This window comes from Bacillus safensis FO-36b, from assembly GCF_000691165.1.
Classification (GTDB): Bacteria; Bacillota; Bacilli; order Bacillales; family Bacillaceae; genus Bacillus; species Bacillus safensis.
The window spans coordinates 373,106-399,182 of sequence record NZ_ASJD01000001.1 but is presented as its reverse complement, the minus strand read 5'-3'; the positions used below and the strand labels follow the sequence as shown (position 1 = coordinate 399,182).

General features: G+C 40.7%; 29 protein-coding genes and 1 pseudogene. 10 read left to right on the top strand and 20 right to left on the bottom strand.

Going from position 1 to position 26,077, the window contains the following annotated elements:
• Positions 1-30: 30 nt before the first annotated feature.
• From BA81_RS01980 to BA81_RS01970, 3 genes are all read right to left on the bottom strand, one after another.
• Positions 31-1,389, bottom strand: a complete 1,359-nt coding sequence (locus BA81_RS01980; RefSeq protein ID WP_227001672.1) for a polysaccharide deacetylase family protein — start codon at positions 1,387-1,389, stop codon at positions 31-33.
• A gap of 204 nt (positions 1,390-1,593) precedes the next feature.
• A complete protein-coding gene (locus tag BA81_RS01975) occupies positions 1,594-2,148 on the bottom strand; it encodes a hypothetical protein (RefSeq protein ID WP_034280049.1) in 555 nt (184 codons plus the stop codon).
• A 16-nt stretch (positions 2,149-2,164) separates the two neighbouring features.
• Positions 2,165-2,731: a GNAT family N-acetyltransferase gene (locus BA81_RS01970; protein ID WP_313960052.1), complete on the bottom strand. Its 567-nt coding sequence runs from the start codon at positions 2,729-2,731 to the stop codon at positions 2,165-2,167.
• Positions 2,732-2,992: 261 nt separating this feature from the next.
• On the opposite strand from BA81_RS01970, the gene BA81_RS01965 reads away from it, so the two are divergent.
• The 5 genes from BA81_RS01965 to BA81_RS01945 all read left to right on the top strand — a co-directional run bounded on the left by BA81_RS01965 (position 2,993) and on the right by BA81_RS01945 (position 6,888).
• Complete coding sequence (locus BA81_RS01965) at positions 2,993-3,319, top strand: uberolysin/carnocyclin family circular bacteriocin (protein WP_034280046.1); 327 nt, start codon at positions 2,993-2,995, stop codon at positions 3,317-3,319.
• A gap of 933 nt (positions 3,320-4,252) precedes the next feature.
• Positions 4,253-5,158 carry a hypothetical protein gene (locus BA81_RS19885; protein ID WP_231122779.1) on the top strand — a complete coding sequence of 302 codons (906 nt, stop codon included), beginning with the start codon at positions 4,253-4,255 and terminating at the stop codon, positions 5,156-5,158.
• Positions 5,121-5,660 (top strand): stage II sporulation protein M, encoded by a 540-nt coding sequence (locus BA81_RS01955; RefSeq protein WP_227001674.1) that lies wholly within the window; start codon positions 5,121-5,123, stop codon positions 5,658-5,660. Before BA81_RS19885 ends, BA81_RS01955 begins: the two co-directional genes overlap by 38 nt.
• 21 nt (positions 5,661-5,681) lie before the next feature.
• Positions 5,682-6,227 (top strand): hypothetical protein, encoded by a 546-nt coding sequence (locus BA81_RS01950; protein WP_034280043.1) that lies wholly within the window; start codon positions 5,682-5,684, stop codon positions 6,225-6,227.
• A complete protein-coding gene (locus tag BA81_RS01945; RefSeq protein WP_034280040.1) occupies positions 6,220-6,888 on the top strand; it encodes an ATP-binding cassette domain-containing protein in 669 nt (222 codons plus the stop codon). Before BA81_RS01950 ends, BA81_RS01945 begins: the two co-directional genes overlap by 8 nt.
• Positions 6,889-6,926: 38 nt before the next feature.
• Here BA81_RS01945 and BA81_RS01940 read toward each other — a convergent pair whose 3' ends face one another.
• Positions 6,927-7,220, bottom strand: coding sequence for a spore coat protein (locus tag BA81_RS01940; protein WP_034280037.1), 294 nt, complete (start codon positions 7,218-7,220; stop codon positions 6,927-6,929).
• Between the two features lie 250 nt (positions 7,221-7,470).
• Here BA81_RS01940 and BA81_RS01935 point away from each other — a divergent pair, with 250 nt between their 5' ends.
• Complete coding sequence (locus tag BA81_RS01935; RefSeq protein WP_024427922.1) at positions 7,471-7,683, top strand: hypothetical protein; 213 nt, start codon at positions 7,471-7,473, stop codon at positions 7,681-7,683.
• 41 nt (positions 7,684-7,724) lie between these two features.
• On the opposite strand, the gene BA81_RS01930 is transcribed toward BA81_RS01935, so the two are convergent.
• The 4 genes from BA81_RS01930 to BA81_RS01915 all read right to left on the bottom strand — a co-directional run bounded on the left by BA81_RS01930 (position 7,725) and on the right by BA81_RS01915 (position 12,909).
• Positions 7,725-9,065 (bottom strand): sugar porter family MFS transporter, encoded by a 1,341-nt coding sequence (locus BA81_RS01930; RefSeq protein WP_034280034.1) that lies wholly within the window; start codon positions 9,063-9,065, stop codon positions 7,725-7,727.
• Positions 9,066-9,146: 81 nt separating this feature from the next.
• The gene (gene araA, locus BA81_RS01925; RefSeq protein ID WP_034280031.1) at positions 9,147-10,568 is read right to left on the bottom strand and encodes an L-arabinose isomerase; all 1,422 of its coding nucleotides are present in this window, start codon (positions 10,566-10,568) and stop codon (positions 9,147-9,149) included.
• Positions 10,569-10,585: 17 nt separating this feature from the next.
• Entirely contained in the window at positions 10,586-11,290 is a 705-nt protein-coding gene (locus BA81_RS01920; RefSeq protein ID WP_034280028.1) for an L-ribulose-5-phosphate 4-epimerase, read from the bottom strand.
• Positions 11,284-12,909, bottom strand: a complete 1,626-nt coding sequence (locus BA81_RS01915; RefSeq protein WP_034280025.1) for a xylulokinase — start codon at positions 12,907-12,909, stop codon at positions 11,284-11,286. Before BA81_RS01915 ends, BA81_RS01920 begins: the two co-directional genes overlap by 7 nt.
• Before the next feature lie 273 nt (positions 12,910-13,182).
• Here BA81_RS01915 and BA81_RS01910 point away from each other — a divergent pair, with 273 nt between their 5' ends.
• A complete protein-coding gene (locus BA81_RS01910) occupies positions 13,183-14,271 on the top strand; it encodes a GntR family transcriptional regulator (protein ID WP_025092855.1) in 1,089 nt (362 codons plus the stop codon).
• A gap of 18 nt (positions 14,272-14,289) precedes the next feature.
• Here BA81_RS01910 and BA81_RS01905 read toward each other — a convergent pair whose 3' ends face one another.
• The 12 genes and pseudogenes from BA81_RS01905 to BA81_RS01850 form a co-directional block, all read right to left on the bottom strand.
• A complete protein-coding gene (locus tag BA81_RS01905) occupies positions 14,290-15,300 on the bottom strand; it encodes a serine hydrolase domain-containing protein (protein ID WP_034280022.1) in 1,011 nt (336 codons plus the stop codon).
• Positions 15,301-15,756 carry a MarR family winged helix-turn-helix transcriptional regulator gene (locus BA81_RS01900; RefSeq protein ID WP_051627316.1) on the bottom strand — a complete coding sequence of 152 codons (456 nt, stop codon included), beginning with the start codon at positions 15,754-15,756 and terminating at the stop codon, positions 15,301-15,303.
• 100 nt (positions 15,757-15,856) lie between these two features.
• Positions 15,857-16,582: a DsbA family oxidoreductase gene (locus BA81_RS01895; RefSeq protein WP_034280019.1), complete on the bottom strand. Its 726-nt coding sequence runs from the start codon at positions 16,580-16,582 to the stop codon at positions 15,857-15,859.
• Between the two features lie 140 nt (positions 16,583-16,722).
• Complete coding sequence (gene hxlB, locus BA81_RS01890) at positions 16,723-17,280, bottom strand: 6-phospho-3-hexuloisomerase (protein ID WP_034280016.1); 558 nt, start codon at positions 17,278-17,280, stop codon at positions 16,723-16,725.
• Positions 17,277-17,909: a 3-hexulose-6-phosphate synthase gene (gene hxlA / locus BA81_RS01885; RefSeq protein ID WP_024423080.1), complete on the bottom strand. Its 633-nt coding sequence runs from the start codon at positions 17,907-17,909 to the stop codon at positions 17,277-17,279. Before hxlA ends, hxlB begins: the two co-directional genes overlap by 4 nt.
• A gap of 239 nt (positions 17,910-18,148) precedes the next feature.
• Positions 18,149-18,505 (bottom strand): transcriptional activator HxlR, encoded by a 357-nt coding sequence (hxlR, locus tag BA81_RS01880; protein WP_029708013.1) that lies wholly within the window; start codon positions 18,503-18,505, stop codon positions 18,149-18,151.
• 77 nt (positions 18,506-18,582) lie between these two features.
• Positions 18,583-19,452 carry an alpha/beta hydrolase gene (locus tag BA81_RS01875; protein WP_034280011.1) on the bottom strand — a complete coding sequence of 290 codons (870 nt, stop codon included), beginning with the start codon at positions 19,450-19,452 and terminating at the stop codon, positions 18,583-18,585.
• A gap of 240 nt (positions 19,453-19,692) precedes the next feature.
• Entirely contained in the window at positions 19,693-20,040 is a 348-nt protein-coding gene (locus tag BA81_RS01870) for a YxiJ family protein (protein ID WP_034280008.1), read from the bottom strand.
• Positions 20,041-20,106: 66 nt separating this feature from the next.
• A pseudogene (locus BA81_RS01865) lies at positions 20,107-20,715 on the bottom strand (hypothetical protein).
• Positions 20,716-20,809: 94 nt separating this feature from the next.
• Positions 20,810-21,424 carry a hypothetical protein gene (locus BA81_RS01860; protein WP_034280005.1) on the bottom strand — a complete coding sequence of 205 codons (615 nt, stop codon included), beginning with the start codon at positions 21,422-21,424 and terminating at the stop codon, positions 20,810-20,812.
• A gap of 103 nt (positions 21,425-21,527) precedes the next feature.
• The gene (gene blaBPU / locus BA81_RS01855) at positions 21,528-22,316 is read right to left on the bottom strand and encodes a BPU family class D beta-lactamase (protein WP_034280751.1); all 789 of its coding nucleotides are present in this window, start codon (positions 22,314-22,316) and stop codon (positions 21,528-21,530) included.
• Between the two features lie 125 nt (positions 22,317-22,441).
• On the bottom strand, positions 22,442-23,605 hold the full coding sequence (locus tag BA81_RS01850) for an acyl-CoA dehydrogenase family protein (protein WP_034280002.1): 1,164 nt from the start codon (positions 23,603-23,605) through the stop codon (positions 22,442-22,444).
• Between the two features lie 144 nt (positions 23,606-23,749).
• Here BA81_RS01850 and BA81_RS01845 point away from each other — a divergent pair, with 144 nt between their 5' ends.
• The 3 genes from BA81_RS01845 to BA81_RS01835 are packed head-to-tail and all read left to right on the top strand — an operon-like array spanning position 23,750 to position 26,066.
• A complete protein-coding gene (locus BA81_RS01845) occupies positions 23,750-24,514 on the top strand; it encodes an amino acid ABC transporter ATP-binding protein (RefSeq protein ID WP_034280000.1) in 765 nt (254 codons plus the stop codon).
• Positions 24,511-25,371 carry an amino acid ABC transporter substrate-binding protein gene (locus BA81_RS01840; protein ID WP_024427907.1) on the top strand — a complete coding sequence of 287 codons (861 nt, stop codon included), beginning with the start codon at positions 24,511-24,513 and terminating at the stop codon, positions 25,369-25,371. The genes BA81_RS01845 and BA81_RS01840 overlap by 4 nt, the downstream gene beginning before the upstream one ends.
• Positions 25,368-26,066, top strand: coding sequence for an amino acid ABC transporter permease (locus BA81_RS01835; protein ID WP_025092844.1), 699 nt, complete (start codon positions 25,368-25,370; stop codon positions 26,064-26,066). Before BA81_RS01840 ends, BA81_RS01835 begins: the two co-directional genes overlap by 4 nt.
• Positions 26,067-26,077: the final 11 nt, after the last annotated feature.

The window sequence follows — 26,077 nt, the reverse complement described above, 5'->3', positions numbered from 1 at the left end:
TCCATTAAGACATGCATCTTTTTTACGTATTCAATTCACCTTTTTCGCCCGGGCTTCCTTCCACTGCTCAAGCTCCGAGACTGTTAGTAATTGATATCCTTGTTTGGTCAATTCTTTGATGATCGTGACAGCTGCGTTTGCAGAGGTGTCATAGATGTCGTGCATTAAGACGGTTTCTCCGCTAGACGCATGTGTAAGAATGTAGTTGGCGACGTATTGGCTGTTGCGATATTTCCAGTCTTCAGGATCTACGTCCCAAAGCGTGACTTTCATGTTGACAGCCTCGTTGATCTGCCTGTTTGTTCCACCATATGGCGGTCTAAAGTGAGTCGGTGTGAACCCGCCTGCTTTTTCAATGATTTGCTGTGTATCTTCTACTTGTTTGATAGCTTGTTTTAATGGCAGTCTTGTGAGTAAAGGGTGGTTATAGGAATGATTTCCGATTTCATTTCCACCTTTTCTGATTTCACCCAGCATATCAGGATAATATTGAACCCTGCTTCCTAATACAAAAAATGTCGCATGTCCCTTGTTTTCTTTTAAAGCTGTTAAGATTTTTGAGGTCGTTGATGGATTTGGTCCATCATCAAATGTAAGGGCAATGGCTTTTTGATTTGGGTTGAATACTCCCTGTTTTGGCAGTTTTACGATCTTTCTTTTTGCGATCGGTTCTTTTTTCTCGTTTTTGTTCTTTTCTTTATTGATGTATTCTGGCTTTAACATACCTTTAAGCAGTGTTTTCTTAATCGCCAGCACTTGAGGGCCTTGTTTGACTGGTGCAATTTGCCCTGCTGGAAAGTAAAATTCAATAAAACGATCTTTGATGGCAAAATACTGATAATGCTCTGCCTTAGGAGACGTTCCTTGTTTGAGCAAATGCTCGTTTTCAGCAAGAGAGCGATCTTTTTTCAACTCCTCAAATGTCATTTGAGACAGTTTTTGCAGACTTTTTTTCTTTGATAAAAATAGATCATCAATTGATAAAAACTGCTGTTTCTTGAAATCAAAATTGAATATCTTCGTTTCATGTGCGCCTTTTACTCCGCCTTTCAATTCATATGTATTGAATTTGATCGCAGCAGTTTGTTTGGCATAATGAGTAATCTCGTAATCTATGTTTAATTCGTATCGATGATCTTCATCGACATCACTTGCTTCACTAAACGATGTTTTGAATTTGTCCAGCGCTGTTTCTGCAAATCTTTTCATCTCTTGATCTAGCTTTTTTTGATGAAACACAGGATAGTTCACAGCATATCTCAAGTATCTCCCGTCATTCACGAGGGTCACAATTTCAACTTCTTTATAGCTCGCATCTGGTTCTACCTTCTTCTTCTCTGTCCCGCTTGCCTGCTGATTATGATAAAACGCAGCGATTCCGATGATCATCGCAAGTCTTCATAGGACGAGACTGACTTTCCATTTCATTGACACAATGATTCTCCTCTCGTGATGCCGTCATGCCTGAATGACGTGTGTTTGTAGGATAGACTTTGCATGCACCCTTTTTAGTTTGCAAATCACATAACTGTCACATTTTCGACACATTTTTAGAGAGGAATAAAAAAAGGACTTGATTTCTCAGTCCTTTGATTACTTTTGCATATATAGTTGAAATAATTTCGTTTCTTCATCAATGGAACGCGCTCGATCAAATGCCGCTCTGACCGTCTTTGTATTGTTCATGAGCTCGTACAGCATGGTCAGCACAAAAATAAATGCTGCATTCCCATCGATGTAATCGTCCGGTGCCGTATAAGATGTAGCTCCTGACTCTAAGAAAGCATCTGCTAAATTTTTCTCTCCTAGTGTGCAGCCTGTAGAGATGACATGAACTCCTTTTAAGGAGGCATACCGCTTGATTTCATCCACTCCAAAGGCAGTATCTCTAGGCTCCTCATCTTCGTAAACATCTTCCCCTAATTCAGGCATGATAAATGCTCCTTCTTCACCGTGAAACGATAAAAGAAGGTAATCTATTTCACCTCTAGCTCTACCAGATAACACATGAATCAGATCATTCGGTCTTCCGATCCAATGCATATCGACTTTCACGCCGAAGTTTTCAAGTGCTGCACGCAGGGCAAAAGATTCCAGCTCACTATTGGGTCCTGCTGCTAATATGATACGCATGGCCTGTTGATCCACTTCTATCTCCTCCAGACTATGATAAAAATAAAACCATTTTTTCCTCATCTGCATATGTATCAGCCCATTTTAGCGCTTTTTCTTCGACAGCGTACGACTCAAATCCAACGGAGCGATAGAGGCGCTTGGCTGAGTGATTAGTTGTCACCACTGATAAATACATTTGCTCGATATCCTGCCGTTCTCGCGCAAAGGAAAGAGCTTTTGTCATCAAGGCCTGGCCTGCTCCTTCTCCGCGGGCACTAGGTGTTACATACATCGCTGTCAGATTCGCTCGGTGCTTTAACTTCTGCAAGGTTTCTTGGATGAGCGTGACTGCCCCCACAAGCTGCCCTTGATGAAAAGCGCCAAAAGTCCACATAGATTGGGCCGAAGCAAAACGCGCTTTATATTTGTCCTTTGTATTGATTTGCTCTTCCTCATAGCTCATCGCAAAACCCTCTGGATTTAATCGCAGTGCTTCTAGTCTGAGTGCCGCATATTCTTCAGCATCATCTGGTGTTAACAATCGAATATTCAGAAAACCGCCTCCAAAAGAATGATGGATACTTCCAATTTTATCTTGAAAGAAGATTTTGATCAAAGGATATTGGTCCCTCTGCACATATCTCTTTACCTATATGCAAATTAGACTCGCTTTCCCACCTGTGAAAACAAGGTATTTCAGATCATGTTTACGTGTTTTATTCTAGCAAAAACGATTCTTTTCTCACTTATCTTTTCACCTTTTTTATATTAATCTATAACTAATTCATGAAAAAAATGAAAAAAAAGGATTGCGATGAACTAAAAGATATCTTAAGATAAAATAGTAATAAAAATACAAAAAAGGGAGGAATTTGATATGACAGAAACAAGAAATGAAATCAAACTACATGTTCTTTTTGGTGCTTTAGCAGTAGGATTCCTTATGCTAGCTCTTTTTTCCTTCTCGCTACAAATGCTGCCCGTTGCTGATCTAGCAAAAGAATTTGGTATTCCAGGCAGTGTTGCAGCTGTTGTTCTGAACGTGGTTGAAGCGGGCGGGGCTGTTACAACAATTGTCTCCATTTTAACTGCTGTAGGATCAGGTGGTCTTTCTCTCATTGCAGCGGCTGGTAAAGAGACAATTCGTCAGTACCTTAAAAACGAAATTAAGAAAAAAGGCCGTAAAGCTGTTATTGCTTGGTAATTCAATTTTATGACCCAATAGAAGGAGACTTTGTTCTCCTTCTATTTAAATTTTTATGCAGGTGAGAAGATGTTATATCCATTATTATCACTACTTCTATCAATTAGAATGAAACAACAATATTCAAATCTAGCTCAGTTTATAATACGCAGGGTTTCATTTTTCAAATCGTTTTCTTCTAAACAATACATATTATTTTCTTGCATTCTTGATACTTTATTCGGATGCCTGATTGTATTCGTTATTTATTCATATCTTTACTCTTCGGTCTATCAAATAGAATGGGAAAGTGCTTTTGTGATATTTTTGTTCCTTTTCTCTATTGTCAAAGGAATTGAATCTTATAGAAGAACGCATATTCTTCCTTTTGAAGAGTTAATACAGCTTGCACCTGTTTCCGCGAGACGCCTTTTTCAAACGCTTTTATTTTCAGAGTTGGTATGGCTTCTATTTACGAGCTTGAGTACTTATTTGATTTATTTTCTCTTTCAATATTTCATTGCTCAAACACATGACTGGATATTTTGGTTGAAGCATCTCAATGTTTTATTGACAGGCTTCTTACTTTTTATCGTCAGCAATAAGATATTTGGTGCTTACATCTATAACATTGTCGTAAAAAAAATTGGGATCATTCGTGTTCTTTTTTTCGCAAGCATCTCTTTACTTTTCTTCTTATTCGGAAGGGTTCTAATATCGAACGTTATTTTCCCTTTTTATCACACCTTCCGACAACTTTTTCAATCAATTTCTTCGCTTGCAGAAGATGCGTTTTGGATTACACTTTCAAACAACTTGGTGTCTTTATATCAGAATAATCTTCAGCAAATCCATCATGCTTTATTTTCACAGGATTCGGTATTTCTACAATTTCTAGCGCTTTTTACTTCACCTGTCACATTTTTCGTGGTGATATTAGCTGCAACACTCGTCATGAAGACTCCTGTTCGCTGGATTCCGACTGGGAAAGAGCATGATCAAAGCTCAAAACATTTTAGAGATTTATATTATTGGTACTTTCAAGCACTTGATAAAATTCAGGGCTCGCTGTTTCAAAAGAATATGTTGATTCAAAAAGACCTTAAGGTGTTAAAAGAAAAAAGGTGGCTGCTGTCTAAAGAGTTTTTTAATTATATGTTCATGTCATATGAAGCCTTCTTCTATGTCGGGGTTATGACAGGTTTGATCTCGCTTATTGATCATCAAGCTTTGCAAATTCAGATATTATTCACATTAAATGTGATGATTTTAGCTAATCAAACATATGAAATGAGAATGCTGACCCCTTCTATATTTTCTTTGAGTGCTGAAAAAAAGAATATTTGGCTCTATGAGCTTTCTCAAACATCTCTTATGCAGTTTTTCTTATCAAAAATCCAGTTATTTTATTGTTTATTTTCTATACCATCACTCTTTCTACTTTTCATTAATCTATCAATCATGAGTGTATATCACCTTTTTGATGTTCAGATGCTCATTCAATTGGTGGCATTGGGGATTGGCTTTTACATTTTTCCATTGATTCAGCTGTATTTGTTTCCATTCACAACAAAATTCAATTTTATTCACGAGCATGAAATAGGGACAACCAATGAAGAAATAGAAGTTATCGATAAAGGACAGGCCTTTGCAAGGAATTTTCTCGTGTTGCCTTTCATGTACTATATGATCTTGACCTCTTTTCTACCTATTTTGCAGCATTCTACAAGTCTCATAAGCGTTCTGTTTGCTTTATATTTTGTGATCGTTTCAGTGATTTGCTGGGTGTTATGCCGCAAGACCATCTATAAAGGGATTGAATATGTTGAAAAAAATAAGATGTTTTATATCGGAGAATAGACTGATTCTACGCCTCGGTTACCTCTACGCTGCTATCTTTATTGCAGCTGTGCTAATCGGAAGCCTTCTTCCTTATGATCAGATTCCTTATCTTAAAAAGGATGAAGAGATGTTTTTTCTATCTATTTTCTTAAACAATTTACAAGTTGGAATGGCGATATTAGGAATTGGAGCTTTTACAGGCGGCATCATGTCTGCAGGCATTCTTTTTTACAACGGCTACATTATCGGCAAACTCGTTCAGTATTTGATTGTCATTCACAAAGCGCAGCAGCTATTCACAGGACTCCTGCCTCATGCTTTCGTAGAAGTCCTTGGATTAATTCTGTTTTCAATCGTCAGCTCTTATCCTTTTATTTATCTCTATCGATTTATAAAAGGAGAAACAATTGAATTAAAAAAACTGACTCTAACTGTGCTTCAATTGATTTTTGCAGCAGCCATTCTTTTATTCATGGCATCTCTTTTAGAGCAATACGTTAGCCATGTACATCTACCATAGAAGAAAGGAGAATGCGGTTCCATGGAGCTACTTCTACGTCCTAAGCAATTTTTCAATCAGAATCAATCAATTAAAACCATTGTAGGCCTTGTCTTACTATCATTATTTGTGTCGACTGTCTTTTTAACATTTTTTATTATTGATTTGTTAGTAGATGAACCTTTATCCACTGGGAAACAACTTGCCAGCATTGTTTTTATCTTTTTGCTGACAATCCCGCTTTATTTCATTTTAAATTTTCTCAGTACTGTCCTAACTTCTATTTATATGTATTTTTTTCATAAAGCTTTTATTCTACGCAAAATGTATCTTGTTATTTTGGTTTATAATGCATTTCTTTTATTAGTGAATAGTGCAGCGATCTATTGTGTGATGGTGTTACAATTAGATCACTATTTTCTCTTGATTCAAATAGTTTCCTTCTTATTCAACTTATATCTTTTACGGATCCTTTATGATGGAATTATTTACTATGCTGAAGGATCAAAAAAAGCTGCCTTAGCAACTGTGATCTTGTATATGCTTGTGACGACTGCGTTTGTTATTGGAGGATTCATCAATGGCTAAACTTCAAGTGTCTCAGCTATCTTTTCGCTATGAAACAACAGAAGAGAATTCTCCCCTTCTCGATCATGTGTCATTTGATCTGAAAGAAAGTGATCGAGCTTGTATTATTGGAAAGAACGGCAGCGGTAAATCGACACTTTTAAAGATCATCGCAGGTCTGCTTCCTTCAGCATCAGAAACGATTTTACTTAACGAGCAGCATCACCCTGGAACCGCTCAATATAAAAGTCTGGTAGCATACATCCCAGATAAACCTTTAGTCTATGATGCGCTCACTGGTTTCGAGCATATGGAGCTTATCCAGTCTTTATGGAAAATGAAAAAGTCGGAAAAGGTTTTATACAAAGAGACCTTTCTATCGCTTTGTGATACATTTGATTTAACTCATGCCCTAAAAATGCCTGTCAAACAGTATTCATTGGGCATGAGATATAAACTTTTCTTTAATTGTATGGTGGCAAGATCTCCAGAGCTGATCATTCTTGACGAGCCTTTTACCTCTCTTGATGAAGACTCTCAAATACAATCGATTTCTTTATTAAAAAAAGAGTTCTCTCATCGATGTGTTTTATTTACAAGCCATCAGCGCTACCTTTATTCAGAGTTAGGAAATCGTTTCTTCCAGCTGGATCAGGGACAATTAAATGAAATGGAGCATTAGACATACAAAAGGCATCCCATAAAAGGATGCCCCCTTCATTACCACTTACAGCGCTTCACCGGACGGCAGCAAGGGTTTTTAAAATCACTGCCGCAATCGTATTCTTCTACAATATACTCGTTGTGAGTCGATTCAGTGACAGGATAGTAGTTTTCGATTCTTTTGATGTTTTTATTGACGTTTGTGATATGCGTTGGATGAATTTTTCTGATCGTTTGTTCATTCGTTCTTGTGTTGACAATTTGACGTGTGGGGAAAACAACCGTTTCGTCTCCTCCTTGGTTTCCTCTGCGAGGTCCAAAGAAGAAATCATCTAATCGATTTCGGCTCATCTCAACACCCCTTCAAGTTGTCTTTCACTTACACTCTATCGTATGTCAGAGACACCTTTCGTGATTAGATGCTTGTCTATTTTAAAAAAAATCCACTATCGACCTCGTTTTCTCCATCTTTACAAAAGGACAATTTTAACATATTATACAAATGATAACTTAGGAAGACAGGTCATCCATGAAAACAAAACATCAGCTCTTTTTATTCAATGCATTTTTTCCACTCATTATCAAATAAGAGGTGAACGATATGATCAACACGACACAGCCATTCGAACGAAACAAGCTAGACATTGCACTTGAACTAACTCAATTACATCTGAATCAATATCAAACAAACCATCCTGATCAGCTGAGTGAAATTTACGCGAAATATTACGCACTGCTTGAAGTGCTGGATTTGTCTTCCTATGATCAATTGATTGATTTACTGCCAAATGAGCTCAAACAGACGCTTGAGTAAAAAAACCATCTACCCACATGGGATAGATGGTTTTCTTAAATTTATACACGTGCAGCCATATCGGTTTCGATTTGCTCTAAGCTTCTTCCCTTTGTCTCGACTAGCACAAATCGGGTGAATAACAGCCCGATTAAGCAGATGACTCCGAATGAGGAGAAAATGACCCCAAAGCTGAATTGATCAGCCAGAATAGGGAAAACAAGTCCAACTGCTAACGATCCGGTCCAGTTAAAGGCAGAAGAGATACCTGCTCCGATGCCTCTGACAGAAAGCGGGAAGATTTCGCCGATGATGATCCAAGTGATCGGTGCCCACGAGAAGGCATAGCACAAAATAAAGCAGCAAAGTGAAATCAATGTCACCCAGTTTAAAATTCCTTCACTAACGCCAAGTGCCCCTAATGCGGCTGGAGCAAAGAAAGAAAGGGCCATGCCCGATCCCCCTACGGTGAGAATCGTTCGGCGGTCGAAGCGGTCAACAAATTGTAAAAAGATCACGGTCGTGACGACGAAAATGACACCGACAATGACTGTAAAACCTGCGGCGACCTGCGGCGCAAGACCTACATTCCGAGCGATACTCGTTGCATAATAGACAATGGAGTTCGCGCCTTGAATTTGCTGAAGGGTTGCCATTCCAACCCCAATGAAAAGAGCCATTCGGAATTTCTTTTGAAACAATTCACGAATCCCCGAGCGTTCTTCTTTGGCGACTTCTAAAATTTCCTGCATTTCTGATTCGATTTCTTCACGGGAAGAACGCAGTGATCCTAATACTTCCCGTGCTTTATGAGCCATTCCGTGTTTAATCAAATATCTCGGAGATTCAGGAAGCTTCAGCATGCCAATATAAAGCACGATCGCAAATAAAGCGGCACTTCCCAGCATCCAGCGCCAGCTGTCCGGGATGGGCTCAAACACAAACGCAACAATATAGCTGAGCAATAGACCCGTTACAATCATGAGCTGATTGAGCCCAGATAATTTCCCGCGGATTTTAGCAGGAGCGATTTCAGACATGTAAGCAGGAACCAAAGATGAAGCTGTTCCTACTGCTGTCCCTAAAAAGATTCGAGCGATGGTGAGTGAAATCTCTTCTGGTGCGACAGCTGATCCGATCGCCCCGACAAAAAAGATCACGGATGAGACCAAAATGAGTTTTCTGCGGCCAAATTTATCCCCTAAGAGACCGCTTAAGATGGAGCCAATGATGGCCCCGCCCATTAATGAAGAGACAACGATTCCAAGCCATAATGGGCTGAGCTGAAATTCTTCCTGAATATGTCCCTCTGCCCCTGCAATAATCCCAATATCATATCCAAATAAGATGCCTGCAAAGGACCCGAAAAAGAAGATAAATTTGCTTGACACTTTTTTCTCCAAGTGGATGACCCCCTCACTTAATTAACCGCTTTCATTTCACCCGATGCTTCTACTGTAACCAGTAGAAGACCTTTCCCCCTTCTATAAAACCACATATTCTGCATTGGCTAGCTTTGCAAAGTGAACAATTTGATCAACCTTTAAATTGAGAGACACGACTGTATGATGGCCCCCGCCTTCTTTAATCCATGCTTTGACGCCATCCTGAAAATTCGGTTTGATTTTCCACAATACACGCGCAACTGGTAAATGAGGTGCTGCTTCCTCTGGCTCAAAGGCTTCGACTTCTTGTATGAGCCATTTGAAATGTGTTCCAAAATCCGCTATAGAGACAACGACACCCTCGCCTGCTTTTCCATCAAACACAAGACGTGCTGGATCTTCCCGGTTTCCAATTCCAAGTGGAGACACGACAATGACAGGTTTTGTATGGGCGAGCGCTGGATCTACTTCCAGCATATGAGATTGCAGCACTGCTTCCTCTCCAAACGTCATTTCATATGTGTAGTCCTCCATAAAACCAGTGGATTGATGATGGCTCATCACTTTTAATAAGCGGTCCAGTGCGGCCGTTTTCCAATCACCTTCCCCAGCAAAGCCGTAGCCCTTTGCCATCAGCCGCTGTACCGCAAGTCCAGGCAGCTGCTTCATCCCATGTAAATCTTCAAAGTTTGTTGTAAAGGCATGATAGCCGCCTTCATCTAAGAAACGTTTGATGGCGATCTCATATCGCGCCTGCACCTTGACACTTTTTTCCCACTCTTCAACTGAATACGTTCCATAATTCACATCATATTGCGTTAAATACTCAGCAAATAATGCATCTACCTCTTCGTCATCTACTGCATTTACATATTCGACGAGATCGCCTATTCCAAAGTAGTCAACGGTCCATCCTAATTGAATCTGTGCTTCGATTTTATCGCCTTCTGTCACAGCCACATGCCGCATGTTGTCACCAAACCGGGCTACTTTGATGTGAAAGCTCTCATGATAGGCAGCCGCAACATCCATCCAATCCGCAATTTGCTGCTGCACTTCCGGCTTTGACCAATGACCGGTCACAATTTGGTTTTGTTTATTTAAACGTGCATTAATATAGCCATATTCTCTGTCTCCATGTGCGGATTGGTGGAGATTCATATAGTCCATGTCGATCGTGTCCCACGGAATCTTTTCATAATATTGTGTAGCAAGATGCAAAAGAGGCTTTTGCAAAAGACTGGTGCCGCGTATCCACATTTTTGCTGGAGAAAATGTATGCATCCACGTCATCACACCGACAACTTCATCGCGATAATTGACCTCTTTCATAAGCTTTGTGATTTGATCGGCACTGACAGCCAGGTCCTGCAAGATCACTGGATAAGGAAGTAAACCGCTCTCATTTAAAGCATCCGTCATCTTTTGTGCATCTGCTTTTACTTTTTTCAGTGCTTCATCACCATATAAATGCTGTGACCCAACGATAAACCAAAACTCTTTTTTCAGGCTTGTTAACATAAATATCCCTCGTTTCTTTATCTTGAAGGTTTTTGTCCGTAATACGCATGCTTTCCATGTTTTCTTAAGTAATGTTTATCTAAAATTCGCTGCGGCAATGGCTCAGCAAATTCGTTCAATTGCTTGGCAAAAAGATTCATCTTGGCGACTTCATCTAAAATCACACTGTTTGTGACCGCACTTTTAGCATCCTTCCCCCATGTAAATGGACCATGCCCTTGAAGCAATACACCCGGCACCGCCATCACATCTAGGTTTCTTTTCTCAAACGTTTCGATGATCAGCTTGCCCGTTTCTACCTCATAACCCCGATTGACTTCTTCTTCTGTTAGAAAACGAGCGCACGGAACGGCGCCGTAAAATGTATCGGCATGTGTTGTGCCCATTGCTGGTAAATCAAGTCCTGCCTGCGCCCAAACGGTTGCCCACATGGAATGGCTATGTGAAATGCCGCCAATTTCCTCAAAGTGTTTGTAAAGAACTGCATGTGTAGCTGTATCTGACGAAGGACTCAATTCTCCTTCCACCACTTCACCATCAAAGTTCACCACGACCATATCTTTTGCTGATAGCTGGTCATACGCTATGCCGCTCGGCTTAATCACAAACAAACCACTGTCACGATCACATGCACTGACATTGCCCCATGTAAATTTCACAAGTCCGTATTTTGGCAAATCTAAATTTGCTTGATACACTTCTTCTTTTAAGCGATCTAGCATACCGTCGTCACTCCTTTCTTTGGCATGAGATGCGCTACCGCTGCTTCTTCAATCGCAAGACCATTTTGATAGCGCTTTAAAAATTCGTAAAAGCCTTTGACATCGAGTGGATCGGGCTCCATGAGCTCTTCTGATGTATGGGCAAATACGCGATGGGTGAGAAATTCAGCCAATGTTTGCTGCTGCTGATGGACCATATACGAAGCAAGGACAGCCATCCCAAACGCACCGCCTTCTCCGGCTGTTGAAACGACTGATACAGGTGTATTCAGCGCTGCGGCAACCATTTTTTGTCCAACAAGCGGTGTTTTAAATAATCCCCCATGCCCTAGTAAGCGGTCAATCACTACATGTTCCTGTTCCTTTAACCGGTCCATGCCTATTTTCATAGCACCAAAAGCGGAGAACAAATGGGTTCGCATGAAATTAGCGAGGTTAAAGCGGCTTTCAGGAGACCTGACAAAAAGAGGTCTTCCTTCTGGCAGTCTCGTAATATTTTCACCAGAGTAATAGCCATAGCTTAAGAGTCCGCCGCCATCTCGATCTGCTTTTAAAGCTTGCTGCAATAAGGATTCGTATAACCTTTCTGACTCCACTTGCAGGCCAAGTGCTTCAAATGCCTCTCTGAATATATTCATCCAAGCGTTTAGGTCACTTGTACAGTTATTCGCATGAACCATTGCAACTGGCAGTCCATCCGGCGTCGTGACAAGATCCACTTCTGGATACACACCTTTTAGATCCTGCTCCAGCACAATCATGGCAAAAACCGACGTCCCAACAGAAATATTCCCGGTCCGTCTTTCTACACTGTTTGTCGCCACCATTCCCGTTCCAGCGTCACCTTCCGGCGGGCAAAATGGAATGCCTGGCTGCAAATGTTTTCCTTGATCCAAAATGGCTGCCCCTGCTGCCGTTAACATGCCTGCCTCTTCGCCTGCTAAATAAACACGCGGCAGAAGGTGCCGAAGCTTCCACGGATAGCCTTTTTCTGCAATCAATGCTTCAAATTGCTGGAGCATTTCTTCATTGTAGTCCTTCGTTTGTTCATCAATTGGAAACATCCCTGACGCATCGCCAATACCAATTGCCTGCTTTCCGGTTAACAGCCAGTGAATATATCCAGACAAAGTGGCCATATATTCTAATCGGGATAGATGTTTTTCCTCTTCTAATACCGCTTGATACAAATGGGCTATGCTCCATCTTTCTGGAATATGAAATTGAAATACGTCTGTCAGCTTTTGACTCGCCTCGATGGTCGTTCCATTCCGCCATGTTCGGAACGGAACGAGAACCTCTCCTGTATGATCACATGCCACATAGCCATGCATCATCGCTGATACCCCGATTGAGCCAATGGTTTGAATGGTCACACCATACTTTTGCTCGGCCTGTTCTTTCATCTCTCGATACGCCACTTGCAGACCTGTAATGATATCAATTAAGTTGTACGTCCATATTCCATCTTGGAGAAAACTTTCCCATTCATATGCACCTTGTGCAATTGGCTGAAATTCCTCATCTATTAAAATCGCTTTAATTCGTGTTGAACCAAATTCAATGCCTAAAGATGTCCGTCCTTCTTTCAAGGCTTTGGCCGTCTCTTTGAGATCCACTCTACGTTCACCCCCATTTTTGATAGCGGTTTCAATTTTCTTTTTCTAGATTCATTGATTCTCTGGTACAATCACAATATAATATTTGTACGTACATATGTCAATAATAAATATAGTTGTACATACATAATGCGACAAAAACTTTCATTTTTTCTGAAGGGGTCATAACAGAAAAGGGAAGCGCCTGTTTTTGATCCGACAACCATGTTAAAATATGTCCATACAATTTCTTCTCAATCCGAGTAGATGATCAACTGAGAAAGAAGTGAAACGATGAAAAAGAAGTACCAGATCATTATTGATGATATAAAAAGCAAAATACTCACAGGGGATTATCGGATCGGGGAGCGTATTCCAACCGAATCAAGCCTGCAAGACATGTATCAAGTAAGCAGACATACAGTTCGAAAAGCCATTTTGGAATTGTCCAGCGAAGGATTTTTGCGCAGCGAAAAAGGTTCAGGCACATTTGTGACCAATCAATATCAAACAAAACCTGCGGGACATGCACATATGAAAACGATTGGTGTCATTACAACATACATATCCGATTACATTTTTCCTTCTATCATTCGAGGCATTGAAAGCCGTTTAAACGAAGAGAACTATTCCTTGTTACTGGCAAGTACAAATAACGATGTTGAGCAGGAGAAAAAAGCGCTTGAAATGATGCTGTCGTTTGGTGTGGACGGACTTATCGTCGAGCCGACGAAAAGCAATTTATATAACCCAAACATCTCGTACTATTTATCCTTTAAAGAACAGGATGTACCGCTCATTATGATCAATGCCTATTATGAGCAGTTAGAGGTTCCTTTTCTCTGTTTGGATGATGTAAAATCCAGCTATTTAGCCACAAAAGAGCTGATCACCTCTGGACATCAGCAAATTGGGCTTATTTCAAAAACAGATGATTTACAGGGAAAATATCGGATGAAGGGCTATATTCAGGCGCTAGGTGAAGCGAAGCTTAATTTCCTGCCTGAGCATGTGCTTTTTTTCGATACAGAATCGAAGCAGCATTTAGGGGAGCAAATTTCCACATTCCTGATGGCGCACAGGCATGAGCTGACTGCCCTTGTTTGCTATAACGACGAGGTGGGTTTAGAAGTAGCCAATGTATGCAGCGAAATCGGGCTGTCCATTCCAGATGATCTCTCGATTATTGGACAGGATAATTCATATATCGCCCAGAAAAATGCCCATGTGAAGCTGACAACACTGACCCATCCTCAGGAGCAAATGGGCCGGGATGCAGCTGACTGGATGATTAAAAAAGTACAAGGAAAAAAGAATCTCCCTGATCAAACGTTTTACGAGCCTGAATTGGTTCCAGGTGAAACGATCAAACGAATAAAATGAGCCCCTACTCCAAGTGGCTCATTTTATTTTAGATTCCAGCATATCCAGCAGATCATACGCTATACGATCGGGAGAGTCTTGCGTGATTCGATTACGGTAGTTGGATAAAACGACCACGCCTGTTTTTGAATGCGGGCGGAAGCCCATGAAACTGGAGAATCCAGACGTCGCCCCATTATGGCAAATGAGTCCTGTGTCATCGATGACCCAGCCGAGTCCCATTGACATGTTCCTGCCCATATCCCGTCTTGGTTCATGCGTGATTTTCCAAAAAGAATCCGCATCTGCGTGTAGATGGCTAGAGAGAAATGACAATAAATCTGTGATGGTCGAGCGAATAGCGCCAGCTCCTTGATAGTCAAGCATATGAAGCGGCGGAACCTCTTTTCCATTTTCCCGATGCCCTAAGATCATCTTTGCTTCTACATTATCCTTAATCGTAATAAAGGTACTTGATAGATGAAGCTCATCCACGATATATTCCATCAATAGCTGTTCATATGTTTTGTGACGAGACCAGCCCATGATTAAACCAAGCAGCCCCATACCCACATTGGAATAACGAGATGGAAAGCTTTTTGGCTGATTCCACTTTTTCGAATTTAACAGTTTCATTAATTCATCGAGTGAATACTGACAGAACATATCTCTTCTCACTTTAGGAAGGAAGCATAGCTGCAAATCTCTAAGAAGACGATGCGGAGGAAGACCAGACGTATGGGTTGCCAGCTGCTCTATTTGAATGGGGTGATTCTTTCGAATGTGAGGACAATACAGAGAAATCGAATTATCGAGTTTCATCTGCCCTTTTTGCATCATGCTTGCCAATATACTTGTCGTAAAGACTTTTGAAATCGAGCCAATCTCAAAAATGACATCCTCTGGCTGCACTCGCTTTTGTATAGGGTGATCCCCGAAATGAAAGACATGCGTTTCCCCTTGATGAATCAGTCCGATCACAAGCAGCGCCTCCTTCTTTTTCTCTGTATAAGAGGAAGCGATTCTCTGTACTTCTTGTTTGAGCGTCATTCATTCTCCTCCTTTCTCTTCGTTTTGATGTGGGATCAATTGATCAAGCTTTTCATAAATCGATGTCAATGTGGAGATCTCATCGAAGGATAATGCTGAATAATATTTTTCAATAATCGCAAGCTCTACCTTTCGCATATTCTCAAGGTACGTTTTTGCCTTCTCAGAAAGTTCAACATGCAATTCCCTCCGGTTATTCGGGTTAATGCTGCGGCGAATCCATTCTTTTTTTTCAAGCGTGTTTAACAATTGACTCACTGCACTTTGAGTGATCCCTAATTGCTGGGCAATTTGAATAGGAGAACTTCCCCCTTTCTGCTCAATAAAATTTAGTACAATATGCTGCTTATCGGTTAACTCATCTACAAATAATTCTTCAAACTCTAATCGGAGCTTTTGATGGATGCGGGCTTCGATATTGTTTAGCTCTTGAATCATAGCTGTTTTGGATGTCACTTTTATCACCTTCATAATTAAGATAACTTAAGTATAAAGCAACCTTTATATTAAAACAAGAAAAAATCCCCATCTTTTAGAAAGATAGGGAACTTGCCTATTACGCTTCTTCTTTAGGGGTAGGCACCGCACATACGCCATCTGCACATGCTGCTTCAAATGAATTGGCAGACGCTTTCTCTGCTTGAGCTGCTTCCTCTGTCCAAGCTGTTTCAAGTGCGCGCAGGAACGTATCGGCCGGCTGCGCACCTGCAACTGAATACTTGTCATTGATCAAGAAAAACGGAACAGCATTGATACCAAGCTGTCTCGCTTCTTGTTCATCTTTTCGGACATGATCGGTAAATGCTTCGCTGCCCAAAACTTGCTGTACTTCCTTCTCATCAAGACCTGCTTTTTCTGCAATTTGTAAAAGGGTTTGACGATCACCAACATGCTTTCCATCTGTAAAATATGCTTGAAACAGTTCTCCCATGACAAAATCGCCTTTCCCCATTTGACCAGCATATTGCGCCAATCGATGGGCATCAAAGGTGTTGGTCAACACGAGCGGATCAAATTGAAAATCGATCCCTTTCTCTTTGCCGGCCTGCTTCACCTGCTCATTCATCGCCATGGCCTGGCTGCGGCTCATGCCATATTTTTTGACGAGCATATCATGAACGTCATGATCGACTTGAGCAGGTGCGTGGGGATCAAGCTCAAAGCTTTTAAACTCTATCTCTACCTGGTCCTTCTCTGGGAATTGTTCTAGCGCTGTTTCCAGCTGTTTTTTTCCTATATAACAAAAAGGACAGGCGATATCTGACCAAATTTGTACTTTCATGTTCATCTTCCTTCCGTGCTTGCACTTTTTCTTTAACGATGTAACTATTATAGTTACATCAAATCGGTTATGTCAAGATTCTGGGCTTGATTGAAATGAAAAAGCCTCTCCTTTTAAGAAAGGAAAGGCGTTGAAAATGACTATTCTAAATTTGCATGGTGACCGTACATTGTATGTGTATCGAGCTCTTTCATTTCCATTAACCGCAAAATGACCCCATCGTAAGTCAAAAGAAGCAGCTGCTCAAATAGTGAACCCATTGGCTGAATGGTATGATGACTTCCTTCCTGTTGATCCTTCGGTGCACCTGACAATAAGATGACTTCATCCGATAGATCAGCTAAAGGTGACTCAGCAGAAAGCGTGAACGCTGCCACTTTTCCGCCAATTGCTTTTGCCTTTTTTGCAAGGACAAGCAAAGACTCTGTGCGACCAGAGCCGCTCCCCACAATCAAGAGATCCTTTTTGGTAAAAGAAGGCGTATTCGTTTCTCCAATGACATAAGCCTTGACGCCAATATGCGTAAGTCTCATCGCAAACGATTTTCCCATCAAACCAGACCTGCCTGCACCTGCCACAAAGACTTTTTGTGCAGATAAAATACTTGTGACTAGGCGCTCTGCTTGTTCGTCTTGAATGGCTGGCGAATGCTCAGAAAGCTCATTTAAAATGGCCTTCACATAGTCGCTGGTCTTCATGATTGTGCGATCAGCTGCTTCATTTGTGCCGCTACTTCTGCTTTATTGTCCTGGCTTGCGATACCGCCGCCGACAATGATTAAATCAGGGTTTAATTTCACGACTTCAGGTAACGTATCAAGCTTAATTCCGCCTGCAATCGCTGTTTTTGCCTGCTTGACGACTTGTTTAATTGTCATAAGGTCAGCAAATGAGTTTTGACCAACCGCTTGCAGGTCATAGCCTGTATGCACACAAATATAATCGACTCCAAGCGCATCCAGCTCTTTTGCACGGCCTGCGATATCTTTGATGCCAATCATATCAACTAAAATTTGTTTTCCTCTTGCTTTTGCTTCTTTCACCGCTCCTTGAATGGACATATCTTCTGCCGCTGCAAGAATGGTGACGATATCTGCTCCTGCTTCGGAGGCCTGCTGCACTTCATAGCCGGCAGCATCCATAATTTTCAGATCAGCGAGTACACGTAAATTCGGAAAAGCCTGCTTGACTTCTTTTACAGCACGAAGCCCTTCGTTAATCACAACAGGTGTCCCAATTTCGACCACATCAATGGATGCTTCTACTTCTTTGATCAGCTCAATTGCCTCTGGTATATTCACTAAATCTAATGCTAATTGTAATTTCATCAACTTTCACTCCCGTTTTTCATCTCATCTTCAAGAGCTCCGCGGATGATGCATCTTGAACGATGAAATGAGTATAACAACAGGATGGACGCAATCCAAGTACGCACTTTTTTTTTACATACTATACTTTTCCGCATATGGTTACAAAAAAGATACTGTCTTTTGGCCAGTATCTCAGCGTAAAGACAAAGGGCTAAAATAAAGTTATTTTAGCCCTTTGCCTACAATCGGTCATCTTTCTATTTATCATCTTTTAAAAAATTACTGTCGAGATACTGTTTTCCCCAATCATACATCGCCTCTAAAATCGGCATTAAGCTTTCTCCTAGTTCTGTGAGAGAATACTCAACCTTTGGCGGGACGACAGGATAAACCTCCCGGTGCACAATGTGATCTTCCTCTAATTCTCTTAGCTGATTGACAAGCATTCTTTGCGTAATCCCAGGCATTAACGACTTTAACTCACCAAAACGTTTTGTCCCTTCTCTGCCAAGGTGCCATAAAATCAGCATTTTCCACTTACCGCCGATAATATTCAGCGTCAGCTCTTTTTCGCAATTGAATACTTTATTTTCCATTCGTGATGACAACAACATACACTCCTTTAATTTCAAACCATTTACGCTTTATCATATACTGCGGCAAAATGAATTGCCCAAGCATACGGTCTTCGTTATTGATTTTGTTTTTTGACAAAAGCCATCACAGCCTCTGTCATTTTTTGTGCTTCTTTTGGCGCTCTGTCTGATCCAAACCATTTGTTCAGATCACTATGGCTTAACGTATGAACCCGAAAAACAAACCGAGAGCCTTTATCATGATTTAGTTTTTCTGCAAATCGGTACACCTCAGGATTTTCCCAGCCCGTGACCAAATAGACAGGAGGTACATTCGCTTGATTCATATAAGTGACAGGTGATGCCTTTGTCCAATTTTTCTCTTGTTTGCCAAAGACTTTTTTGTACGATGGGATGGCTTGTATAAATTGATTGAGGTTTAACGGCCCATCTAAAATCACGATGGAATTAATCGCTTTTGGCGACAGCCCCACACGTTTTAAGTAGGTCGAATCTGTGGCAACCAATGCAGTCAAATGACCGCCCGCTGAGTGACCCATGACATTGATTTTTGATGAATCGATTTGATATTCATCTGCATGATCCTTCACCCATTTAATGGCGTTTGCTGTATCATCTGCCATCTGCTCATAGTTGGCATCAGGGTGAAGCCTGTAATTCATTGAAACAAACACATACCCTTGACCTGTAAAATAATCAGCCTTTGAAGCGACTCTATTCTTATCGCCGCCTGTCCAGCCGCCGCCATGGAGATAGATTATCACAGGATGCTTCTTCTTTTTGTATTCATCTTTGCCCTTTGGCATATACATATCGAGTGTTTGCTGTTTGTTTTGTGTGTCTGCATAATGGATATTGGTTGTCGGCTTAGGCTGGTTGAAACGGAACACAAAGAATGCGCATACCAATAAACCAGCGATGACCGCCGCAAATAAGAGCCATTTCATGAATCGATTCAATGTCATTGCACCTTTCTATGTTTGGGATGGGGAAGCACGAGTTTCAGCAGATATGTAGATAAACTAGCACGAAACTAAATTCATATGGGATGTGCAGAGCAATACAATTGATCAAGTCGTAAGATTCATTATACTCCTTAAAGTGGTGAAATTCATTGATTTGCTCTAGAGGGTTGACATCGAAATCAAGAATTAGATTCTGGATTTTTCATCTAAAAACCATGTCATAGTTTATCCTCCAAGAGGTTATTGTATAAATGCAATGATTCGTTTTCTTGTTTCTTCATGGTACTGGACATAGGAATGTAATAAAGGATACGATTCAAGGACGTGTTGAAATGATTTGATTTGAGGGTATTGCTCTTCAAATGACTGACGCAGCACGTTTAACTGTTTTTTTGGAATTCGTTTATGATCGATCACATAACTTAAGCTGCCTGTCACAAGAGTGAAAAATTCATAAAAATCATCGGACCACATACCAGTTTCCTCCTCAAAAGATACGATATCTTCTGGATAAGCGGAATGAAAACAATATTGATAGCGCTGCTTCAAATCATTGATTAATTCTTGTTTATCTTGGCTGGTGTTCATGGATCCACTACACCTTTCTCTCAATGCTTTTAGGCAGGTTAAAATTTAAGAAGAATATAGTCCTTATTATTCAATATTTGTGTAATTTTGAATGAATTCATTTCTAATATCTTCTGGAAGTTTCTGATTTGGAAATACAACAGAAATCCAACCTAATACAACCTCATTTAAAGTTCTCCACGTTTTTAACGTTTGGCTATTCATCTGTTCTAATTGATGAATAGCTAATACTCCAATCTCATAACCCCTTTCGCCATAAATGATCCATTTCGCAGAAGGGGAAATCCATATCACACGTGAAGCAATATTCATTAAACTATCATTTACGCTATGTATCGGTTAATCCGTTAAGATATCAAGGTAATCACTTGGTGTTATATTTAAAGGAATTTTCACCCAAGGATAATAACCAAATTCCCGATAAAAATCATTCATACATCTCGAATCATCTAAAGCAGCCATTAGTATGTATTTATCTCTGTGTTTCAAAGCTAAACCTTTTAACATCTCCCAGCTATCATCTGATAACAACCAATGAAATTCTTCAAATAAATAATGAGGTTTTTTTGTTTTAAACACTTGATCAGGGAATGTTTTTGTACTGTGAACGAGCGAATGAATAAACGATTGAACCTGTTCAAGTTCTTTTGGATCGGATATAAATAATTTTTTCACTTTATGCTCCTCTCATATCTTCGGGTGACTGATGATCATTTCTTTGGCTATTTTATCAAATCATTGATACTCTCCACTTCAAACCTCATGAACATTACGAATAATTTGATAGCAATTGACTGAAATATTCATTGAATGTTTTTTGATCCTTCAATAACAGTTCTAACCAATTTGCTAAATCAGGATGATCCAGTGGTTTCCATCCTTCTTCTAATAAAATATTTTGGGGACACTCTTTTTTTGATACCATACCTATTATACAAATTTCCAAATCTCTATCTGCTAGAATCGCCCACTGCAAAGAACGGGATAACCAAACCACTATGTTTGAGTTCGTAATTATATTATCCGCTATAGAACCTTTTGGGTGCGTCCATAGTGCATTTACATAATCCTCACCTGAAATGTTCACACTCGCTTTCAGCCAATGATAATAACCAAACTCCTTCAAATAGTAATCAACTGGATCTGGCTTAAGGACTGCGGTCAAAAATTCTCTATCACGTGTTGAATTTGATAACTCCTTGATTGTTGGTAAAATATCATCACTTAATGCCCAATCAAACTCTTGAAACAAAAAACAATCAAAATTCTTACGGAAGACTTGCTGTGGCAGCCCTTTATTTTGATCAAATACATGATCCACTAAATTCTGATAGAACCTGAATTCTTTTTCTGAACGAACAAATAAGGGCTCAGGCTGGTTCAAGCAAAAAGCCTCCTTCTCATGTGATATCACTATCATTTTCCTAAAACTAACCCATATATCATCATCTTATCAAAATATCCCCTTTTATATATAAAAAAGCATCCTAAACGGATGCTTCCATCAAATGATATTTTTTCAAAATACGATAGGTAATTTCTTTTGCTTTTAGTCCGGTGCCTTCGATATTTGTGGCGAAAATGTAGGTTTTGTTTTCATGTTTGATGAAGCCTGCGTACCAGCCGATGCCTGAGCCGGAGCCTGTTTTTCCGTATAGGGTGGCATGTTTCTCTTCTTCTTGTATCATCATTCGTTTGACGGTTCTCATGACAGACAGGTCAAATGGAAGACTTTCTTCATATAGCTGTTTGAGGAAATGGACTTGTTCTACTGGAGAAAGTTTCAACGAACTGCTTAACCAAAATTGATCGATTCCGCCAGATATGTCTTCGTTCCCATAATGAATGGCTTTCACCCAATGATTCATGCGTTCTTCTCCGATGTCACGCGCCATGGCTTGATAGTACCAGACGACTGAATCTCTCATGCCAGAGCCCAGTGTATGATCCTTATTCCAGTTATCAATCTCTCTTTTCACTCCGTCCCAATATTTGATGTCGTATTCATCTCTCACTGCGCCTGTTTGGAGTCCGATGAGGGCATTTGCCACTTTAAATGTCGATTGTGGGGCAAATCGCTCGTTCGCTCTTTTTTTGTTATACACCCATGGCGATTTTTCTTTTACTTCTTGGATGACAAATGTGCCTTCTCGGTCTTTCATGAATTCATCTACTGACCACGCTGGAGATGTTCCCTCACTTGATGAAGGCTGGCCGATACAAAATGCCATCAGCATGATGGTGCAAAACAGCCATTTCATATGCTTTTTCTTCAAAAAAATCGCTCCTTTTCCTATGATTTGTATCGATTGTAGCATGCCTGAGTGATGAGACATAAGGTACGCTTGTCCTCTTTTCTGCCAAATAAAAAAAGCCGGTTTCATCCGGCTTTTTGATCATATTAGCTTTCTTTTTTCTCTTCAATGGCCTGCTTCGCAATTTTTGAAATCGTCATATCATCCATTGGCGGGTTATGGAGCCCAGCCCGGATATCTCGATAGTAACGCTGAAGCGGACAGCCGAGGCTTAAGCTTTTTGCACCGACTAAACGCATGGCTTTATCGACCACTTGCAGACTATGATTAACGACTGTATGCTTCACAGCACCGAATTCATTGATTAACAGCTCTCTTTTCTCAGGCTTTTCATACAATGTTGTCGTTGAATAGATGACGTGGCGTGCTTGCTTTAGTAGTAAATCAATTTCGCCAATCAGTGTTTGGACATTCGGCAGGTCACTAATCGTTCCGCTGATACTGTTCGGTGAATGTGTGATGGCATACTGTACAGCATAGTCTCTTGCCGCTTGTGCAATTCCTAAATAGCAGGAAGGAATATGGGCGATCCAAGGGTTTAACGTACCGCCCCGAGGTCCTTTTTGCACTTCAACAAGCATATCATCTGATACCACAACTTGATCTAAGATTAAATCATGGCTTTCTGTTCCTCTCATGCCGACAACATCCCATGTTTCTTCTATAGAAACACCTTCTGTGTCACGGTGAATTAAGAAGAATCCCATCGCCTCTTTTTCTTCGATCCATACGCCGACTAAAAAGTATGTGAGAGCTGGTGACATTGTTGTGAAAATTTTACGTCCATTGATCACCCAGCGATCACCTGATTTCATCGCTGTTGTCCCAGGCTTGCCGCCTCTTGTTGGGCTGCCTGTCTGCGCCTCACTCACAGCGCGGTTGACAAGGGCGCCCTTCTTCACTTCTTCCGCAAAGAATTGCAGCTGCTTCTCATTCCATAGTTTCTTTTCATAAATTTCACCAACAACTCCTTGGTGCCACCCAATCGATAAGGCAGTCGCTCCGTCCATGCTGCCAAGCGTTTCTTGAAATAGAACCATATCTGTTACAGATTGACCCCCGCCTCCATATTCAGCGGGAAGAGACAGGGCTGTATATCCCATGTTTACTAATGATTCGATATTCTGTTTAGGAAAATAAGCGCCTTCATCATGTTTTTTTGCGTTTTGTTCAATCGTTTCACGAAGAGATTCCAGCTGATTAAGCCATGTTTTTTGAAAATCGGTATCGACAAATAATGCTTTAGACAAAACGTATCCAACTCCTCTGTTTCTCACAATCTATGATATCTCATTTTTCCAATCGGAATGAATAAAACACACTTTACTTATAGGATTTAATGTGTTAAATTTTATCAATATTAAGTACATCTGTCAAAGGAACGTGATGCTTTTATGATCTCAGCTACTAATCTACATAAATCTTATGGGCAGACCCATGTGTTAAAAGGCATTGATTTCACCGTACAAGAAGGTGAAGTGGTCGCAATTATTGGACCGAGCGGATCAGGAAAAACAACACTTCTCCGCAGTTTAAACAGCCTCGACATTCCAGACAAAGGAGAGCTGACTGTTGGAGAAGCCACGATTCAATTTGAACGATATCATAAAAAAGATCTTTTAAAACTAAGGCAGCAATCTTCCATGGTGTTTCAACATTATCACTTGTTTCAAAATAAACGAGCACTTGAAAATATTACAGAGGGATTGATTGTGTCCCAAAACATGTCTAAAAAAGAAGCTGAAAAGGTTGGAGAGCAATTTTTAGCGCGGATTGGACTGCTTCATAAAAAGGATGCATTTCCGAGTGAATTATCTGGCGGTCAGCAGCAGCGGATTGGAATTGCCCGCGCTCTTGCGATGAATCCTGCGGTGCTTTTGTTTGATGAACCAACGTCCGCACTTGACCCAGAGATGGTCGGAGAAATCCTTGAAATGATCAAAGATATTGCGAGCCAAGGGATGACGATGGTCATTGTGACGCATGAAATTTCGTTTGCAAAGGACGTAGCGGATACCGTGATCTTTATGGCAGATGGAGAAATCGTTGAAAAAGGCTCCCCAGAAGACGTCCTCATGAAGCCTAAGCATGAACGAACGAAACAATTTTTATCTAGGATTCATCGCGGAATGTGGCAAGGATCGGAGGAAGACATATGAAGCAAAAGACAGCATTCATGACAGCTGGTGTCCTTCTGATTCTCCTCTCCCTGATTGGCTGCAGCAGTGTGAAAACAACAACAGATGATGGAAAACAAATTGTGAAAGTCGCACTGAGTGCAGAGGTCAATCCACCCTTTTTAGCCACAAATGACCGAAACGAACCGATTGGCTATAACATTGATTATTTAAATGAAGTGGAAAAAAGACTTCCACACATACATTTTGATTACATCTTTGGCGAGGAAGAATCCAATTTAATTGGTGTTGGCGCAGGGAAGTTTGAAATGGCAGCTAATTGGTTTTTCAGTAACCCTGAACGCGAAAAACGGTTTCTTTACCCTCAAGTTCCGTACGGCTATTCGATGACAGGATTAATTGTGAATGAATCAAACCGGGATATTCAATCGCTTGATGATATGACATCAAAAAAGCTCGCTCCTGTCAGTCCCAGCGGCGGATTGCGTTCCATATTAAATCAATATAATGAAGAACATGATCCAGATATTCCGCTGACAACCATTGAAAGCCCTTCAAATGAACTCAACTTAAAGCGCGTTGAAAGCGGACGGTCTGATGCGGCTTTTATGAATATTTCGACCTTCGATACCATACAAAAGCATCTCAACCTAAAGGTCAAAGTTGGCGGCATTGTGTCAAAGGAGCCGATTTATCTTGTCTTACAGCCGAGTGAGAAGCAGCTTGCAGCAGATTTGGACCGGGTCACACAAGAGATGATTGATGATGGAACACTACCTAAGCTTGCGAAAAAGTGGTTTGGGGTTGATTTCTTTCAAGATATTGACTACATCTCAGAGCAAGGCTATCAATATGAAGAAAGGAAGGAAGCGTCATGACGTTTACAGCTGGAGATTGGCTGCGAATCTTTTTACAGGTGCTTGAACGCCTGCCACTCACTTTTCTCATTATTGCGGTGTCATTGTTTTTCGCCATCATAATAGGGCTCTTATTTGCATGCATTCGTATAAAACAAATCCCAGTGCTGAAGCAATTGGCTGTTATCTATTTATCTTTTACACGAAGTACGCCATTAATTGTTCAGTTATTCTTAATTTATTTTGGACTTCCTCAGCTTTTACTTGTGGCAGGAATTCAAATCAATCATTGGGATCGTGTGTTATTTGTGATGATGACGTTCTCTTTACATACGGGGGCTTATTTATCTGAAGTTTTTCGCAGTGCGTATTCGTCTGTTGGGAAGGATCAGCTGGAAGCCGCCTACATTGTGGGGATGACAGATACACAGGCCTTGATCAGGATCATTATCCCGCAGGCCTTTCTCATTGCCCTGCCAAACCTCGGAAATTACACCATTGATCTTGTGAAAGACACGGCGATTGCCTTTACGATCGGACTCATCGATATTATGGGACAGGTGAAGATCATCTTAGGAAATAACTATGGAATCGGCATGTTTGAAGTGTATGTGATCATTGCGATTGTGTACTGGCTCATTTGTATGAGCATTGAACTAGTCACCATGCTGCTTGAAAAGAAATTTGTAAAAGGCCGTACCAGTCTGTCACGTTAAGGAGGCGATTT

Excerpts from the sequence above, each read along its gene's own strand:
- BA81_RS01920 (WP_034280028.1), bottom strand. The coding sequence starts at position 11,290 with ATGCTAGATCGCTTAAAAGAAGAAGTGTATCAAGCAAATTTAGATTTG.
- BA81_RS01845 (WP_034280000.1), top strand. The coding sequence starts at position 23,750 with ATGATCTCAGCTACTAATCTACATAAATCTTATGGGCAGACCCATGTG.
- BA81_RS19885 (WP_231122779.1), top strand. The coding sequence starts at position 4,253 with ATGAAGACTCCTGTTCGCTGGATTCCGACTGGGAAAGAGCATGATCAA.
- BA81_RS01945 (WP_034280040.1), top strand. The coding sequence starts at position 6,220 with ATGGCTAAACTTCAAGTGTCTCAGCTATCTTTTCGCTATGAAACAACA.
- hxlA (WP_024423080.1), bottom strand. The coding sequence starts at position 17,909 with ATGAAATTACAATTAGCATTAGATTTAGTGAATATACCAGAGGCAATT.
- BA81_RS01910 (WP_025092855.1), top strand. The coding sequence starts at position 13,183 with ATGAAAAAGAAGTACCAGATCATTATTGATGATATAAAAAGCAAAATA.
- araA (WP_034280031.1), bottom strand. The coding sequence starts at position 10,568 with ATGTTAACAAGCCTGAAAAAAGAGTTTTGGTTTATCGTTGGGTCACAG.
- BA81_RS01980 (WP_227001672.1), bottom strand. The coding sequence starts at position 1,389 with ATGATCATCGGAATCGCTGCGTTTTATCATAATCAGCAGGCAAGCGGG.
- BA81_RS01935 (WP_024427922.1), top strand. The coding sequence starts at position 7,471 with ATGATCAACACGACACAGCCATTCGAACGAAACAAGCTAGACATTGCA.
- BA81_RS01835 (WP_025092844.1), top strand. The coding sequence starts at position 25,368 with ATGACGTTTACAGCTGGAGATTGGCTGCGAATCTTTTTACAGGTGCTT.
- hxlR (WP_029708013.1), bottom strand. The coding sequence starts at position 18,505 with ATGTTGTTGTCATCACGAATGGAAAATAAAGTATTCAATTGCGAAAAA.
- BA81_RS01875 (WP_034280011.1), bottom strand. The coding sequence starts at position 19,452 with ATGACATTGAATCGATTCATGAAATGGCTCTTATTTGCGGCGGTCATC.
- BA81_RS01950 (WP_034280043.1), top strand. The coding sequence starts at position 5,682 with ATGGAGCTACTTCTACGTCCTAAGCAATTTTTCAATCAGAATCAATCA.
- BA81_RS01940 (WP_034280037.1), bottom strand. The coding sequence starts at position 7,220 with ATGAGCCGAAATCGATTAGATGATTTCTTCTTTGGACCTCGCAGAGGA.
- BA81_RS01840 (WP_024427907.1), top strand. The coding sequence starts at position 24,511 with ATGAAGCAAAAGACAGCATTCATGACAGCTGGTGTCCTTCTGATTCTC.
- BA81_RS01965 (WP_034280046.1), top strand. The coding sequence starts at position 2,993 with ATGACAGAAACAAGAAATGAAATCAAACTACATGTTCTTTTTGGTGCT.
- BA81_RS01895 (WP_034280019.1), bottom strand. The coding sequence starts at position 16,582 with ATGAAAGTACAAATTTGGTCAGATATCGCCTGTCCTTTTTGTTATATA.
- hxlB (WP_034280016.1), bottom strand. The coding sequence starts at position 17,280 with ATGAAGACCAGCGACTATGTGAAGGCCATTTTAAATGAGCTTTCTGAG.
- BA81_RS01870 (WP_034280008.1), bottom strand. The coding sequence starts at position 20,040 with ATGAACACCAGCCAAGATAAACAAGAATTAATCAATGATTTGAAGCAG.
- BA81_RS01955 (WP_227001674.1), top strand. The coding sequence starts at position 5,121 with ATGTTGAAAAAAATAAGATGTTTTATATCGGAGAATAGACTGATTCTA.
- BA81_RS01905 (WP_034280022.1), bottom strand. The coding sequence starts at position 15,300 with ATGACGCTCAAACAAGAAGTACAGAGAATCGCTTCCTCTTATACAGAG.